The sequence below is a fragment of the Collinsella aerofaciens genome (genome assembly GCF_015553355.1).
Lineage (GTDB): Bacteria > Actinomycetota > Coriobacteriia > Coriobacteriales > Coriobacteriaceae > Collinsella > Collinsella aerofaciens_V.
The window spans coordinates 1-15,641 of record NZ_JADNGN010000003.1; the positions used below are offsets into that span (position 1 = coordinate 1).

General features: G+C 61.3%; 14 protein-coding genes and 2 pseudogenes. 11 read left to right on the forward strand and 5 right to left on the reverse strand.

What is annotated here, in order from left to right; translation table 11 throughout:
* Positions 1-174 precede the first annotated feature (174 nt).
* From I2D57_RS01480 to I2D57_RS10065, 3 genes and pseudogenes are all read right to left on the reverse strand, one after another.
* Entirely contained in the window at positions 175-1,107 is a 933-nt protein-coding gene (locus I2D57_RS01480; protein ID WP_411161248.1) for a type I phosphomannose isomerase catalytic subunit, read from the reverse strand.
* 74 nt (positions 1,108-1,181) lie between these two features.
* A pseudogene (locus tag I2D57_RS09830) lies at positions 1,182-1,604 on the reverse strand (GntR family transcriptional regulator); the annotation flags it as partial.
* A gap of 107 nt (positions 1,605-1,711) precedes the next feature.
* Positions 1,712-1,900, reverse strand: a pseudogene (locus I2D57_RS10065) (winged helix-turn-helix domain-containing protein); the annotation flags it as partial.
* Positions 1,901-2,182: 282 nt separating this feature from the next.
* Between I2D57_RS10065 and I2D57_RS01490 the strand changes: the two are divergent.
* From I2D57_RS01490 to nhaA, 3 genes are all read left to right on the forward strand, one after another.
* Positions 2,183-3,136 carry an ROK family protein gene (locus I2D57_RS01490; RefSeq protein WP_035137699.1) on the forward strand — a complete coding sequence of 318 codons (954 nt, stop codon included), beginning with the start codon at positions 2,183-2,185 and terminating at the stop codon, positions 3,134-3,136.
* A gap of 169 nt (positions 3,137-3,305) precedes the next feature.
* Entirely contained in the window at positions 3,306-4,229 is a 924-nt protein-coding gene (locus I2D57_RS01495) for a manganese-dependent inorganic pyrophosphatase (RefSeq protein ID WP_118226883.1), read from the forward strand.
* A gap of 267 nt (positions 4,230-4,496) precedes the next feature.
* The gene (gene nhaA / locus I2D57_RS01500; RefSeq protein ID WP_195361238.1) at positions 4,497-5,855 is read left to right on the forward strand and encodes a Na+/H+ antiporter NhaA; all 1,359 of its coding nucleotides are present in this window, start codon (positions 4,497-4,499) and stop codon (positions 5,853-5,855) included.
* A gap of 375 nt (positions 5,856-6,230) precedes the next feature.
* Here nhaA and I2D57_RS01505 read toward each other — a convergent pair whose 3' ends face one another.
* Entirely contained in the window at positions 6,231-6,485 is a 255-nt protein-coding gene (locus I2D57_RS01505) for a hypothetical protein (protein WP_195361239.1), read from the reverse strand.
* 149 nt (positions 6,486-6,634) lie between these two features.
* Between I2D57_RS01505 and I2D57_RS01510 the strand changes: the two genes are divergently transcribed.
* From I2D57_RS01510 to I2D57_RS01540, 7 genes are all read left to right on the forward strand, one after another.
* Complete coding sequence (locus I2D57_RS01510; RefSeq protein ID WP_195361240.1) at positions 6,635-7,939, forward strand: aminotransferase class I/II-fold pyridoxal phosphate-dependent enzyme; 1,305 nt, start codon at positions 6,635-6,637, stop codon at positions 7,937-7,939.
* A gap of 51 nt (positions 7,940-7,990) precedes the next feature.
* On the forward strand, positions 7,991-8,305 hold the full coding sequence (locus I2D57_RS01515; protein ID WP_055285529.1) for an STAS domain-containing protein: 315 nt from the start codon (positions 7,991-7,993) through the stop codon (positions 8,303-8,305).
* 153 nt (positions 8,306-8,458) lie between these two features.
* Positions 8,459-9,049: a twin-arginine translocase TatA/TatE family subunit gene (locus tag I2D57_RS01520; RefSeq protein WP_172676307.1), complete on the forward strand. Its 591-nt coding sequence runs from the start codon at positions 8,459-8,461 to the stop codon at positions 9,047-9,049.
* The gene (gene tatC, locus I2D57_RS01525; protein ID WP_055285525.1) at positions 9,049-9,840 is read left to right on the forward strand and encodes a twin-arginine translocase subunit TatC; all 792 of its coding nucleotides are present in this window, start codon (positions 9,049-9,051) and stop codon (positions 9,838-9,840) included. Before I2D57_RS01520 ends, tatC begins: the two co-directional genes overlap by 1 nt.
* 6 nt (positions 9,841-9,846) lie before the next feature.
* Positions 9,847-10,203, forward strand: a complete 357-nt coding sequence (gene hypA / locus I2D57_RS01530) for a hydrogenase maturation nickel metallochaperone HypA (protein ID WP_022093859.1) — start codon at positions 9,847-9,849, stop codon at positions 10,201-10,203.
* Between the two features lie 55 nt (positions 10,204-10,258).
* A complete protein-coding gene (gene hypB, locus I2D57_RS01535) occupies positions 10,259-10,942 on the forward strand; it encodes a hydrogenase nickel incorporation protein HypB (protein WP_138374518.1) in 684 nt (227 codons plus the stop codon).
* A gap of 54 nt (positions 10,943-10,996) precedes the next feature.
* The gene (locus I2D57_RS01540; protein ID WP_195361241.1) at positions 10,997-13,591 is read left to right on the forward strand and encodes a DNA topoisomerase I; all 2,595 of its coding nucleotides are present in this window, start codon (positions 10,997-10,999) and stop codon (positions 13,589-13,591) included.
* Positions 13,592-13,732: 141 nt separating this feature from the next.
* On the opposite strand, the gene I2D57_RS01545 is transcribed toward I2D57_RS01540, so the two are convergent.
* A complete protein-coding gene (locus tag I2D57_RS01545) occupies positions 13,733-14,716 on the reverse strand; it encodes a zinc-ribbon domain-containing protein (RefSeq protein WP_195361242.1) in 984 nt (327 codons plus the stop codon).
* 241 nt (positions 14,717-14,957) lie between these two features.
* Here I2D57_RS01545 and tmk point away from each other — a divergent pair, with 241 nt between their 5' ends.
* Positions 14,958-15,641, forward strand: coding sequence for a dTMP kinase (gene tmk / locus I2D57_RS01550; RefSeq protein ID WP_195361243.1), 684 nt, complete (start codon positions 14,958-14,960; stop codon positions 15,639-15,641).

The window sequence follows — 15,641 nt, forward strand, 5'->3', positions numbered from 1 at the left end:
TTTTCGATTGTTGTAACTAGCCAGAGGCTCGCCGGGACGGGGCGCGGGGTTTGGTCGATCGCGAGTTCCGCACGAGCCGGAGAGCACTTAATGTGCTCTCCGTGCGAGCAGGACTGTCCGAGCAGGCGACCAAACCCCGCGCCCCGTCCCGGCGAGCGCTCGGGGACCGGTAGCTTACAGGTGCGAGACAATCAGTTCCATCTTGCCTTCGAGGTCGATGGAGCCGACGGTGCTCGGAGCCAGCAGGTGGCTTCCCTTGTGGACGGGGTCGCCGCAGACGGTGCCTTCGCCGTCGATGACCGACAGGCACATGAAGGGCCAGCGCTGGTCGAGGGTCTTGCTGCCGTCGACACGCACGCGATCGACGGTGTAGTGGGAGCCAGACTCGAGCTCGGTCACGCCATCCACCTCGGGCGCGGTCACCGTGCCGTCGGTCGGAGCCTGAGCACCAAAGTCGATGCAGTCGAGGCTCTGCTCAATGTGAAGTGGGCGCAGCTTGCCGTCGGTGCCGGGACGGTCGTAGTCGTACAGGCGATACGTCACGTCGCTCGACTGCTGCGTCTCCAAAATGAGCGTGCCGGTCTTGATGGCGTGCACGGTACCGGAATCAATCTGGAAAAAGTCGCCCTTGTGGATCGGCAGTACGTTGAGCATGTCGTCCCAGCGGCCGTCCTCGATCATCTGCGCGGCCTCGGCGCGGTCATGCGCGCGCTGGCCGACGATGATCGTGGCACCGGGCTCGCAGTCCAGCACATACCAGCACTCGGTTTTTCCCAGGCTGCCGTTCTCGTGCTTGGCGGCGTACTCGTCGTTGGGATGAATCTGGATTGAAAGGTCGTCCTTGGCGTCCAGAATCTTAATGAGCAGCGGGAACTCCTTGCCTTCGCAATTGCCAAAGAGCTCGCGGTGCTCGGCCCACAGCCATGACAGCGTGTGACCGGCGTACGGGCCCTCAGCGATCTGGCAGTCGCCGTTGGGATGGGCCGAGATGGCCCAGCACTCACCGATGGGACCCTCGGGAATGTCGTAGCCAAACACGGCCTCCAGCTGGCGGCCGCCCCAGATCTTCTCGTGGAAGATCGGCGTCAGTTTAATCAAATCGGACATGTTCATACTCCCATTGTGCTGCGTGGGCGCCGCGTAAAACTGCTCAAAACGAGCGCCCGCATGACTACAAAAACCTATGCCAACGTTACATTGTGCAACTCAAAGCGGTCGCCAACGTTGCGCGAGGTCGAATACTCAAAGGCGGCACCGCTGTCCAAAAAGCCAATCTGGGTGAGCTCGAGCAGGGGAGAGCCAGGTTTGGTGTCCAGACGCTCGGCTTCTTCCTCGGTTGCTGCCACGGCGCGAATGGTACGGTGAAAGCTCGAAATCTTCAGGCCACATTGCTCACGGATGAAGCGGTAGAGCGATCCGTACAGGTCCTTCTTTTTAAGGCCTGGAATCAGCTCGAGGGGCATGTAGGTGTACTCGATAACGATGGGCTTCTCGTCGGCCTGACGCACGCGCACGATGTGATAGGCAAAGTCATCCTCGGCAATTCCCAGCTGGGCTGCGATGTCCGCTGGTGGATTAACAATCGAGAAATCGTAGACCACTGAGGTAACCTTTTCCCGCGATGCTCATACGAAAAACCCTGGGTACGGTCGTTTTTGCCCTGGAAAAACGCCTGGCCGGGAAGCCCCGCCGTGTCCTTAACGTAGGTACCCGATCCACGCCGGCTGGTAATAAAACCTTCTTCGGTGATTTGTTCAATAGCTCGTTTGACGGTGATTTTGGAAACGTTATAGAGCTTGCAGAACTCAACGACGGTAGGAAGCTTGTCGCCCGGTTTAAGAGCGCCATCCTCGATAGTGCGACGAATATCCGCAGCTATCGCCTCGTATTTGGGAATCATGGAACCTCCTTTCCAACTTGGTTGAGTATAAAAGAAAGTATAGTTAACACCTAAGCATCCCTATTATATATTTAAAAAGTTCGAGAAAGATATAATTAAAAGTCGCTTTGCATATAAACTAGAGCGCTCTAAATAGATAAACATCTGAGTAATGTCGTGTTAAGCGGTCATTCGCGTTTTCCCAGATAAAACCTGCAAAAACAAACCTGTCCCTTTTTGGTAGGTTTTTGCCTTGGGAGCGGTACCATACAGGCAATGTTTAAACGAGAAAGGTGGGCTCCCATGGAACCTAAGCAATACTACATCGGCATTGACGTCGGCGGCACTTCGGTTAAGGAAGGACTGTTCGACGAGGATGGTAACCTGCTGGCCAAGGCCAGTGTGCCTACGCCTCCCATCGTTGACGCTGCGGGCTTTGCCGCGGTGACCGAGGCTATCGACCAGGTGGTCGCCAAGGCCCAGATTCCGCGTGCCTTTGTGTCGGGCATTGGCCTGGCCGTTCCGTGCCCCATCCCGGCATCGGGCGATGCCAAGGTCAAGGCGAACATCGCCATCAACCTGCCCGAGCTCAAGATCGCCATTCAGGAGCACTGCCCCGACGCGGTCGTTAAGTACGAGAACGACGCCAACGCCGCTGCTATGGGCGAGGCCTGGCTCGGCTCTGCCAAGGGCGTACAGAACGTGGTGATGGTCACCATCGGTACCGGCGTGGGCGGCGGCGTTATCGTTAACGGCGACGTGGTATCGGGTGTTGTGGGCGCCGGCGGCGAGATTGGCCACATGTGCCTGAACCCGGCTGAGGAGCGCACCTGCGGCTGCGGCGGCCATGGCCATCTGGAGCAGTATTCCAGCGCCACCGGCGTGGTGAGCAACTACCTTGCCGAGTGCAAGAAGGCGGGCGTCGAGCCCATCGAGCTGACCGGCCCCTCCGATTCCAAGGACGTGTTCCAGGCCTGCCGCGAGGGCGACAAGCTCGCGCTGGCCGCGGCCGATACCATGGCCGACTATCTTGGCCGCGCACTGGCGCTTATTGCCAACGTGGTTGATCCCGAGATGTTCCTCATCGGCGGCGGCGCTTCCGCCTCGGCCGATGTCTACCTCGACAAGGTTCGCGAGCACTTTAAGCAGTATGCGCTTTCCGCCTCGCGCGAGACACCCATTAAGGTCGCTTCGCTCGGAAACGACGCCGGCATCATCGGTGCCGCCTACGTAGCCCTGCGCGCCGCCGGTAAATAGCTGGTGCAAGGGGGAGAGGTTACTTTGCACCAACATGGTGCAAAAGGGATGGCCTTGGCCCCCCGCGCCTGCGCCCCAAAATATGCCGTGGCCCTTCCGTCTGCGAAGGCTCGGCATCGGCGTGCTACCATAGCTACGTCCAAGTACACATATCAAGTGGAGGATACCCATGGCAAACGTTCTTGTCTTTGGTCACCAGAACCCCGATAACGACGCCATCATGAGCGCCGTCGTCCTGTCCCAGCTGCTCAACCAGGTTGAGTATGCCGGCAACACCTACGAGGCCTGCGCCCTTGGTCAGCTTCCGGCCGAGTCCGCCAAGCTGCTCGCCGACGCCGGCATCGCCGAGCCCCGCGTGATCGAGTCCGTCGAGGCCGGTCAGCTCGTCGTCCTCACCGACCACAACGAGTCCGCCCAGTCCGTCGCCGGCCTTAAGGACGCCACGGTCTTTGGCGTTGTCGATCATCACCGCATCGGCGACTTCGAGACCGCCGGCCCGCTGCACTACATCTGCCTGCCCTGGGGCTCCAGCTGCACCATCGTCACCAAGCTCGCCGGCGTGCTCGGCGTTGAGCTTTCCGACGTTCAGGCCAAGCTGCTGCTCTCGGCCATGATGACCGACACGCTCATGCTCAAGAGCCCCACCACCACCGATGTCGACCGCGCCGTCGCCGCCAAGCTCGGCGAGCAGGTGGGCGTCGACCCGGTCAAGTTTGGCATGGAAGTCTTCCTCACCCGTCCGTCCGGCTCCTTCACCGCAGCCGAGATGGTCGGCAACGACATCAAGATGTTCGAGCCTGCCGGCAAGAAGCTGCTCATCGGCCAGTACGAGACTGTCGACAAGACCCGCGCACTCGGCATGATCGACGAGATTCGCGAGGCCATGCGCGCCTACGCCGCCGAGAAGGGTGCCGACGGCATCGTCCTGTGCATCACTGACATCATGGAGGAGGGCTCGCAGGTCCTGCTCGAGGGCGAGACCGAGGCTGCTCAGAAGGGTCTGGGCATTGCTGACGAGCACGACGGCGTCTGGATGCCGGGCGTCCTCTCCCGTAAGAAGCAGGTCGCTGCCCCCATCATGGCCGCCTGCTAGGTTTAGTTGACCAAACGCTACGACCGGATCGCGGACGCCCCGCGCTCCGGTCGTTTTTTGTGCACGGCGCCGCGTCGTCTCTTGGACAGGCGTGCCCGTGCCGTTGAGCAAATAATGTTCAACCTGTGGTTCCGCTTTTCGGCCACGCCTGCGTGCTTGTCGTGCAGGGTAGGCTAGATGCAAGCGTAATACGTTAGAGCGCGGCGCCGCCACTTGGGCGGGCCGTGCTTTTTTAAGACGGGAGCTTTCCCGTGAAAGGAGCCGCCCATGGCAGCAACTGAGCAGCTGTTCAACGTTCGTGAGCGCAAGCGTTTTGAGCGCCACGACATCTGGGAGCGCATCGCCGAGAACGGCACGATTTCCGCCGCCGTCATGGTCTTCGCCGCCATCGCCGCCGTCATTTGCGCCAATACCGATGCCTATGAGGCCATCCATCACTTTTTGGAGACCCCGCTGTATGTGGGTCTGGGCAACCTTACGGCCGGTCTCACCGTTGAGCTATTCGTCAACGACTTCCTCATGGCGATTTTCTTTTTGTTGGTGGGCATTGAGCTCAAGTACGAGATGACGGTCGGCGAGCTCAAAAACCCGCGCCAGGCTATGCTTCCCATGCTGGCAGCCGTGGGCGGCGTCGTCGTTCCCGCCTGCATCTACCTGATCTTTAACCATGCCGGCGCGCACAACGGCTGGGCCATTCCCATGGCAACCGATATTGCCTTTGCGCTGGGCGTGCTGTCGCTTTTGGGCAACCGCGTGCCCAACGGCGTGCGCGTGTTCTTCTCGACGCTCGCCATCGCCGACGACCTCATCTCCATCGCCGCCATCGCCATCTTCTACGGTCAGAGCCCCAATCCGTTTTGGTTGGGCGCCGCCGCGCTTGTGACCTGCGCGCTCGTGTGGCTCAACAAGACGCAGCATTACCGCCTTGCCCCGTACTCGGTGCTGGGCCTGCTGCTGTGGTTCTGCATGTTCAAGAGCGGCGTGCACGCTACGCTTGCGGGCGTCATCCTGGCCTTCACCATCCCGGCCAAGTGCGGCGTCAAGCTCGATAGCCTCACCGATTGGTTGGGCGAGTGCCTGCCGCTGCTCGACGACCGCTACGACGACGAGGCGCACATCTTGGGCCAGCACGACTTTACCGTCTCGACCACCAAGGTCGAGCGCGTCATGCACCGCGTGACCCCGCCGCTCATTCGCATGGAGCGTCTGATTTCCACGCCGGTCAACTTTGTGATCCTGCCGATCTTTGCGTTCGTCAACGCACAGGTTCGCCTAGTGGGCGTGGACATGAGCACGCTGCTCACCGACCCGGTGACGCTCGGCGTGTACTTTGGCATGCTGCTGGGTAAGCCGATCGGTATCTTTGGCATGACGTTTGCCCTGGTTAAGCTTAGGGCCTGCGAGCTGCCGCGCAATGTCAACTGGCACATGATTGCCGGTGTGGGCATTCTGGGCGGCATCGGCTTTACCATGTCGATTCTCATCAGCGGCCTCGCCTTCCCGACGGCCCAGTTTGAGGTTCTGGCCGCCAAGGCCGCTATTCTCGCCGGCTCTGTCACCGCGGCCGTACTTGGCATGATTTACATGAGCGTGGTCTGCAAACACCCCGCGCCCAAGGGCGATTAAAAGCTCGAAAACAGACACCAGAACCGGTTTGGATGCGTTCGAAACTCGGATCCGGGTGCTACTGGCCCCCTGCCAGATGCCCCCCCGTGGTCAAAAAACGCCGTTTGTGAGTACTGTCACAAACGGCGTTTCATTTTAGGTGTGGAAAATAATGAACAAAGTTATAAGAGCTGTACGTTAATGAGTGACCATCGACTTCCAATTCGGCGCTAACTGACGGTGATTAAGGAGTTTCAAGTCCAGCTTTGCCGATTTCGACCAAGAATCGCTGCTACTAAAAAGGTAACAGTACTCATATTTGCCCTTTTTTGGCCACAAGCCCTAAAACAAGCCTCGCCAGGGTCGGGAAACGGGCCAAATCGTCGGCCTCGAGGCTTATTCCACCGTTCCGTAGACGGCGCCCCAGCCGTGGGCGGCCAAGGCGGAGTTGAGCTGGTCGCAAAGTGACTGGCGGTCGTAATAGCCGGGCGGCAGCAGGTTCACGATTTCCATGAGATCGGGCGCCAGGTCCAAGATTTCGGCCTGTACGATCAGATCCAGGCGGTCGATGGCGTGGCGGTCGTAAAACAGTCCTTCGACCAGGCGCTGAAGGTCGCCGAATTCCTCGGCCTGGAACGATCCGTACTCCATAGTGCCTCCTTGGGCGCTTCATGCCGGCATGCGCGGCGATTCGTAATTCATTGCGATGGACTTAATCTATCACGGCTTCATAACGTTGCGACGGTGGCGGTCTATACTTAGAAGAATTGCAACGTACCGCTTCGTGAAAGGTCGCACCCATGCAGACGATCTACCAGAAGATGGAAACCACCGAACTCGATGCCGCCATCGAGGCGCTCAAGGCCGAGGTCGCCGAGGTCAAGGCCAAGGGCCTGGCGCTCGACATGGCCCGCGGCAAGCCGTCGCCCTCCCAGGTGGACATCTCTCGACCCATGCTCGATATCCTCAATGCCGATGCCGACCTGCACGACGGCAACGTCGACTGTTCCAACTACGGCTGCTTTGAGGGCATTCCTTCGGCACGCAAGCTGGCGGGGGAGTTCCTGGGCTGCCCCGCCGAGCAGACGCTCGTGCTGGGTTCGTCGAGCCTTTTGATCGAGCATGACATCGCCGGCATGTTCTGGCGCTGCGGCTCGTGCGGCAGCGAGCCCTGGGATGCCTACGAGGCTGCCCACGACGGCAAGAAGGTCAAGTTCCTGTGCCCTGTTCCCGGCTACGACCGCCACTTTGGCATCACCGCCGATCTGGGTATCGAGAACGTCCCCGTCGCGATGACCGACAACGGCCCCGACATGGACGAGGTCGAGCGCCTCGTCGCCGCCGACGATTCCATCAAGGGTATATGGTGCGTGCCCAAGTATTCCAACCCCACGGGTATCACCTTTAGCGAGGACACCGTACGTCGCCTGGTCGAGATGCCCACGGCCGCGCCCGATTTCCGCATCTTCTGGGACAACGCCTACTGCGTGCACGACCTGTACGACGAGACCGACGAGCTCGCCAACATCTTCGATCTTGCCCGCACGGCGGGCACCGAGAACCGCGTGGTGGCCTTTGCCTCGACGTCCAAGATCACCTTCCCGGGCGCCGGTATCGGCTTTATCGGTGCGAGCCCCGCGGTTATCGCGGAGTTCTCCAAGCGCCTGAAGGCCGGCCTCATCAGCGCCGATAAGCTCAACCAACTGCGCCACGTGCGTTTCCTTCCCACCATCGAGGCGGTCAAGGAGCACATGAAAAAGCATGCCGAGTTCTTGCGCCCGCGCTTTGAGGCCGTCGAGCGCAAGCTCACCGAGGGCTTGGGCGACACGGACTGCGCCACCTGGACGCACCCCCGCGGCGGCTACTTTGTAAGCTTCGATGGTCCCGAGGGCTCGGCCCAGAAGGTTGCTGCGCTTTGTGCCGACCTGGGCGTCAAGCTCACGCCGGCCGGTGCTACCTGGCCCTATGGCAAGGACCCGCGCGATACCAACATCCGCATCGCGCCGAGCTATCCCACGGTCGAGGACCTGGAGGCCGCGCTCGATGTACTGGTGCTGGCCGTTAAGCTTGTCGCTGCCGAGCTTGCGCGTGCCGAGCGCGCCTAACGCGCGGCTTCCCGTACTATCTGCACTTTCGATACGTAAAGGAGCGTATACATGGATTTGGGTATTTCCACCAACCCCACGCCAGAGCTCTACACCATTAAGGTAACCGGCGAGATCGATATCTCTAACGCCGATAGCCTGCGCAATGCCATCGACCTGGCGCTCGAGCAGCCCACCGAGGCCGTTGAGCTCGATTTTGCCCAGGTGAGCTACATCGATTCGACGGGCATTGGTGTGCTCGTGGGCGCCGCGCACCACGCGGCCGACCACAGCAAGCGCTTTAGCTGCACCAATGTGCAGCCCCCGGTGATGCGCGTGGTCCAGCTGTTGGGTGTCGACCAGGAGATTTCGATCACCGCTGCATAATCTTTGCCCCCAAAAGGGCGTGCCGTTTGGCATATGTTTGTGATGCGCTCGGACGTTTTGGCGTCCGGGCGCTATACTTGACCGAATGAATAGACGAGTTCCGGCCGAATGGCGCGGTGCGGGCTCGACTCACATCGAGCCTTGGAGGTATGTGTGTTTGGTATTGGAGAGGGTGAGCTCGCGATCATCGTGGTCTTCGGCTTTTTGCTGTTTGGCCCGGATAAGCTCCCGCAGATGGGCCGCACGATCGGCCGTGCCATCCGTCAGTTCCGCGAGACGCAGGAAAAGATGACGGCCGTTGTTCAGTCCGAGATTATCGATCCGGTGAGTGAGGCCGCTTCGGCTCCGGTCAAGCCCAAGAAGGCTGCTGCGACCGACGACGATTCCGATGCGGACGAGGATGCCGCCGAGACGGCAGCTCCCGCCAAGAAGGAGACCTTTGCCGAGCGTCGCGCCCGTCTTGCTGCCGAGAAGGCCGCGAGCGAGGCTGCCGCCGAGGGCGAGGGTGCTGCTGAGGAGTCCGAGGCCGAGGGCGCCGAGCCTGCCGCTGCCGCCGAGCCTGTCGTCGAGCCCGGGCCTGCTGCAGAGCCGGAGTCCGAGCCTGAGCCGGCAGAGCCCACGACGGCCGACCTCTACGCCCGTCGTCCCCGCAAGCGCAAGGCCGTCGTCGACCAGCTCGCTCGCGAGCTCGAGGCCGAGGGCGACGCCGCTGCCGCCGATGCCCCGAAGGGAGGCGATGAGTAATGCCTATCGGACCTGCGCGTATGCCGCTCTTCGATCACCTGGGAGAGCTCCGTCGCCGCCTGACCATCGTGGTTGTGTCGGTGTTTGCCGCCGCCATCGTGCTGTATTTCGCCACGCCTGTGGTGCTCGACATCTTGGAAGACCCCATCCGCTCCTTTGTGCCGGACGGTAAGTTCTACATCACCACCACACTCGGCGGCTTTGGCCTGCGTTTCTCGCTGGCCATCAAGATGGCCGTGGTCATGTGTACACCCATGATTATCTGGCAGATTCTGGCATTTTTCCTGCCGGCACTGCGTCCCAACGAGCGCAAGTGGGTCGTGCCCACGGTGCTCGCCTCGACGGTGCTGTTCTTCCTGGGCGCTATCTTTTGCTACTTCATCATCATCCCTGCGGGCTTTGAGTGGCTCATCGGCGAAACCTCGGCCGTCGCTACGGCGCTGCCCGACCTGGAGAACTACGTCAACATGGAGCTGCTCTTTATGATCGGCTTTGGTGTGGCGTTTGAGCTGCCGCTCATCATCTTCTACCTGTCCGTCTTCCACATCGTTTCCTACGCGGCCTTCCGCAGCGCCTGGCGCTACGTGTACGTAGGCCTACTCGTGGGTTCGGCTGTGATCACGCCCGACGGATCGCCCGTTACGCTGGGCCTTATGTACGGCGCCCTGCTCTCGCTCTACGAGATTTCGCTCGCCATCGCCCGTGTGGTCATTACCGCGCGCGAGGGCAAGGAGGGCTTGTTTGTGAGTCGTCTGGACCTGTTCTCGGACGATGAGGACGACGAGGAGTAAATCGGTATGCACGAGGTTGGCATTGTCAACGGCATACTCGATACAGTGATTCGCGCGGCGCGTGGGGCGGGGGCCTCGCGCGCCGTTTTGGTTACGCTGCGTATCGGGGATATGACCGAGGTCGTGCGCGAGGCGCTCGACTTTGCATGGGAGACGTTTCGCGACGAGGACCCGCTCACGCGCGGCTGCGAGCTTGCCGTGGAGGAAGTCCATCCACAAAGCGAGTGCCTGGACTGCGGCGAGGTCTTCGATCACGACCGCTTTCATTGTCGCTGCCCCCAGTGTGGCGGCGCCAACGTGCGCCTGCTGCACGGTCGCGAGCTCGACATCGCCAGTATCGAAATCGAAACCCCCGACGATTAGCCCGCTAGCCATCTGGTGATGGGGTATAAAGGGGCCAAAGTAAGGAGTGCCGAGTATGGCCGAGAAAACGATTGATATCGCGTCGCCGATTCTGTCGCGCAATGAGCGTCTGGCAGATCAGCTGCGTCAGCGATTTAAAGAGACAAACACCTATGTGATCAATGTGCTGTCGAGCCCCGGCTCGGGTAAGACCACCACGATTTTGGGCACCAACGAGCGCCTACGCGACAAGGCCGGCCTGCGTTGCGCCGTCATCGAGGGCGATATCGCCTCGGACGTCGACGCCATCACCATGAAGGAAGCCGGCATGCCCGCCATCCAGATCAACACGGGCGGCCTGTGCCACCTCGAGGGCAACATGATCATGGAGGCCGTTGACGCGTTCGACCAGGCCGTTGGTCTGGAGAACATCGACGTCATCTTTATCGAAAATGTGGGCAACCTGGTCTGCCCGGTCGACTTTGACTTGGGCGAGAACCTGTCCATCATGATTCTCTCGGTGCCCGAGGGCGACGACAAGCCCATCAAGTACCCGGGCATCTTCCAGCACGCCGGCGCGCAGCTGCTCAATAAGGTCGACGTGGCCCCGGCTTTCGATTTTGACATGGATAGGTATACTAAGACACTCGATGACCTCAATCCGCAGGCGCCGCGGTTTGCCGTGAGCGCGCGCAAGGGCGAGGGCATGGATGCCTGGTGCGATTGGCTCATCGGGCAGATCGAGCAAGCAAGGGCGTAAATCGGCCGCCATACGGGCGGGCGTAGCCGCAGAGACACGAGATAGGAGCCTCTTTTGAAGCTCATCATCGCCGAGAAAAACGACGCCGCGCGTCAGATCGCCGAGCGTCTGTCCACGGGTAAACCCAAAAAGGACAAGGTGTACAACACCGCCATCTACCGTTTTGAGTGGAAGGGCGAGGAGTGCGTGACCATCGGCCTGGCCGGTCACATCCTTGCGCCCGATTTTTGCGACAGCGTGCTGTTCGATAAAAAGCTGGGCTGGTATTCGGTTACCGAGGACGGCGAGATGCTGCCGGCCGACATGCCCGATGGCCTGGCTCGTCCGCCTTACGACACCAAGCGTAAGCCGTTCCTTGCCGATGGCATCTCCATCAAGGGCTGGAAGCTTGAGAGCCTGCCCTATCTCACCTGGGCACCCGTCATTAAGCTGCCGGCTGAGAAGGAGCTCATCCGCTCGCTCAAGAACCTCGCCAAAAAGTCCGACAGCGTCATCATCGCTACGGACTTCGATCGAGAGGGCGAGCTGATCGGTTCGGACGCCCTCAACAAGGTGCGCGAGGTTGCGCCCGACTTGCCGGTCGCCCGCGCCCAGTATTCTTCGTTTACCAAGGCCGAGATCACGCAGGCCTTCGATAACCTTGTCTCGCTCGACCAGAACCTGGCCGACGCCGGCGAGAGCCGTCAGCACATCGACCTCATTTGGGGTGCGGTGCTCACGCGCTACCTGACGCTCGCCAAGTTTGGCGGCTTTGGCAACGTGCGTTCCGCCGGCCGCGTGCAGACGCCGACGCTTGCCCTGGTGGTCGAGCGCGAGCGCGAGCGCATGGCGTTTGTGCCCGAGGACTATTGGCAGATCCGCGGCATGGGCGCCGCACAGGGTACTGCCGAGGACGACCGATTTAAGATTGCGCACAAGACGGCACGTTTTACTGACAAGGACGCTGCCGAGACAGCGTATGGTCACGTCGACGGCGCCAAGACGGCAGCCGTCGCCGCGGTGACCAAGCGCTCGCGCAAGCAGCAGCCGCCCACGCCGTTTGCGACCACCTCGCTGCAGGCTGCCGCCGCAGCCGAGGGCATCTCGCCTGCGCGTACCATGCGTATCGCCGAGTCCCTCTACATGGCGGGCCTCATCAGCTACCCGCGTGTCGACAACACCGTGTATCCCGCGACGCTCGATTTGGGCGCCGTGGTGAGTGACCTGGCAAAGATCAACCCGGCGCTGGCGCCCGTGTGCAAAAAGGTACTCGCTGGTCCCATGAAGCCCACGCGCGGTAAAGTCGAGACCACCGACCACCCGCCTATCTACCCCACGGGCGAGGGCGATCCGTCCACGCTCGACGGCGGCCAGCGCAAGCTCTACGACCTCATCGCCCGTCGCTTCCTGGCGACGCTTATGGGTCCCGCGACCATCGAAAACACTAAGCTCGAGCTCGACGTGAACGGTGAGCCGTTCGTGGCTTCGGGCGATGTGCTCGTGACCCCGGGTTTCCGCGAGGCGTACCCGTACGGACTCAAGCGCGACGAGCAGATGCCGCCGCTGGAGCAGGGCGATACGGTCGACGTGTTCGACATTAAGCTCGAGGCCAAGCAGACCGAGCCGCCCGCGCGCTACAGCCAGGGCAAGCTCGTGCAGGAGATGGAAAAGCGCGGCCTGGGCACCAAGTCCACGCGCGCGAGCATCATCGAGCGCCTGTACTCCGTGCGCTATCTCAAAAACGATCCCGTGGAGCCGAGCCAGCTGGGCATCGCCATCATCGACGCACTGACGCAGTTTGCCCCGCGCATCACGAGCCCCGATATGACCAGCGAGCTCGATGGCGACATGACCCGTGTGGAGCGCGGCGAGGATACCGAAGAGCATGTCGTGACGCACTCGCGCGCGCTGCTGGCTGGCGTGCTCGACGAGCTGCTCAAGCATACGCAGGAGCTGGGCGACGCCATCAGCGACGCCGTCACGGCCGATGCGCGCGTGGGCGCCTGCCCCAAGTGCGGCAAGGACCTGGTTATGAAGACGAGCGCCAAGACCCGTGGCAGCTTCATTGGCTGCATGGGCTGGCCCGACTGCGACGTGACCTATCCGGTGCCGAGCGGCGTCAAGGTGAGCCCGCTCGAGGGCGAGGCCGCCGTGTGTCCCGAGTGCGGTGCGCCGCGCATTAAGTGTCAGCCGTTCCGCCAGAAGGCCTTCGAGATTTGCGTGAACCCCACATGCCCCACCAACTACGAGCCCGACCTTAAGGTGGGCGAGTGCAAGGTGTGTGCCGAGGCCGGACGCCATGGCGACCTGATCGCGCACAAGAGCGAGAAGAGCGGCAAGCGTTTTATCCGCTGCACCAACTATGACGATTGCGGCGTGAGCTATCCTCTACCGGCGCGCGGTAAGCTCGAGGCGACGGGTGAGACCTGCCCCGAGTGCGGCGCCCCCATCGTGGTGGTCAACACGGCGCGCGGCCCGTGGCGTATCTGCGTCAACATGGACTGTCCGACCAAGGAGAAGAAGCCGGCCCGCGGCCGCAAGACTACGACCAAGGCGAGCACGGCCAAGAAGGCGACGGCGGCCAAGAAGACGACGGCCAAGAAAGCAACTGCCGCCAAGAAGACGACCGCGAAGAAGTCGACTACCAAGAAAGCAGCCGCCGACAAGTAACGGCGCAGTCGAAACATTGCCCAAAAAAACGAGCGAGGACCCCACGATCCTCGCTCGTTTTTTGACCGGCAGTTAGGGACGTTCCTTTTCTGCCGGCAGTTTAGGAACGTCCCTAACTGCCGGCTCGGGAACGACAAAGCGCTAGTTCACTTCGACGGGTTTGGCGCCGGGGTAGCGCTCCTCAAAGTCTAGGCGGTACTTATTGTCATTGGTGCCCGCCACGTTGTCGCGCGACAGCGGCGCCACGATCTCATTCTTGTGATCCGCAGGCTTGGTGTATTTCAGGCTGATCTCCCAGGCATCACAGATTGCGTCAATGCGGTGATCCAGGTCGTCATACAGGGCAACGATGTCTTTCCAGGAACTGTAGTTCTTAGAGCTCGTCGGGACGTCCAGGTCCTCGACGATGTCGTAATACTGCTCGATGGTGTCCTCTGTGCGCTCGGCGACGTCGGCGAGATTTTGACGGGTGGTGCGATCTTCTTCCAGATAGCTGCCGTTGAAGTTCTGCGCGCAGCCACGGACGTAGTTGTCGAGGTCTTCGAGCAAGTCGTAGTATTCGCTCAGTCGGCGGTAGAGGTTCTGCTCGGAGAGCGTTGCTTCGCCGCCATCCTCGTCGTCATCGTCATCATCGTCGTACAGGCTGTTGGGATCGCCGAGAGGCTTTAGGTCATCTTCGTCGACGTCATGGTGCAGCTTAGCTACCTCGGCAGCCGTCTGCGTGGCGGCGTTGTCGAAAGGTCTGATTGCAAAGAAGATGACCAGGGCGATGATGATCGCCACCAGCACAACGATAACGGCGATAAGCGGCCCGGTGCCGCTCTTTTTGGGAGCGGGGGTCTGTGGCGAAGCGGGCGCGTATGCGGGAGCCGGCTGCTGTTGGGGCGAGCCGCTCGCGACGGGTATGCGCTGCGTGGTCTCGACGGCCGCAGGGCTTGCGGCGGGGTCGGGGCGATAGGCGAGGGGGTCGTCCGCCTTGGCTTGCGGCGTATCAAGGGAGCCGGTCTGCTCAAAAGCGGGCTGGCTATCGCTCGCGGTTGTTTGCTCAACGGGTGCACCGCACGAGGTGCAGAACTTGGCATTATCTGCAAGAAGCTTGCCGCACGAGGCGCAATACCGAGACATTGCCACTCCTTTCGCCACATTTCAATGCAATACGACGATTATACCCAGCGTCCAAAATTCCCCTTCATAAGTTGCGGTGAAATAGGGACTGTTTGGCGGTCTCAGAGCTTCAATCAGTCCCTATTTCACCGCAACTTTGGAAAGGCACCTTTAGCCATTGGGGACGCACCGAGCACTGGGGTATCATGGCTTGGTTGATATATATCTGCATTTACGCGCCTTGTAGGAAGGGGCTGCGCCCATGGCTTTTGAGCCCGCTCAACATAGCTTTATCACGCTCGAGGGCGTCGATGGCGCCGGCAAGTCCACGCAGGCGCGCCTGCTTGCCCGCGCTCTTGAACTCGCTGGCTACCAGGTTGTGAGCCTGCGCGAGCCGGGCGGTACCGCCATCAGCGAAAAGATCCGCGCCCTGCTGCTCGACCCCGCCAATACGGCGATGGGCGATACTTGCGAGCTGTTGCTCTACGAGGCGGCGCGCGCCCAGCTAGTGCATGAGGTTATCGCGCCCGCCCTCGCGGCCGGCAAGGTGGTCCTGTGCGACCGCTTCTACGATTCCACGACCTGCTATCAGGCGTTTGCCGACGGCCTCGATCGCCAGATGGTGCGCGATGCCAACAACCTGGCCGTTGCGGGGACGCACCCGGCGCTCACGCTCGTCTACCACATCACACCCGAGCAGGCGGCGCTACGCATGGCATCCCGTGGCGCGGCAGATCGCATGGAGGCAAAAGGCATGGCCTTCCAAGAGCGCGTCTACCAGGGATTTTGCGCCATTGCCGCCGAGGAACCAAACCGCGTAAAGCTCATCGACGCCACCGCGACCATCGAGGAAGTCTTCGAGAAGACGGTCGAGCAGGTTCGCGCCTACGGCCTCGACATTTCCCAGGACGCCATCACCGCTGCGCTTGCCCAGGAGGCCGAGTAA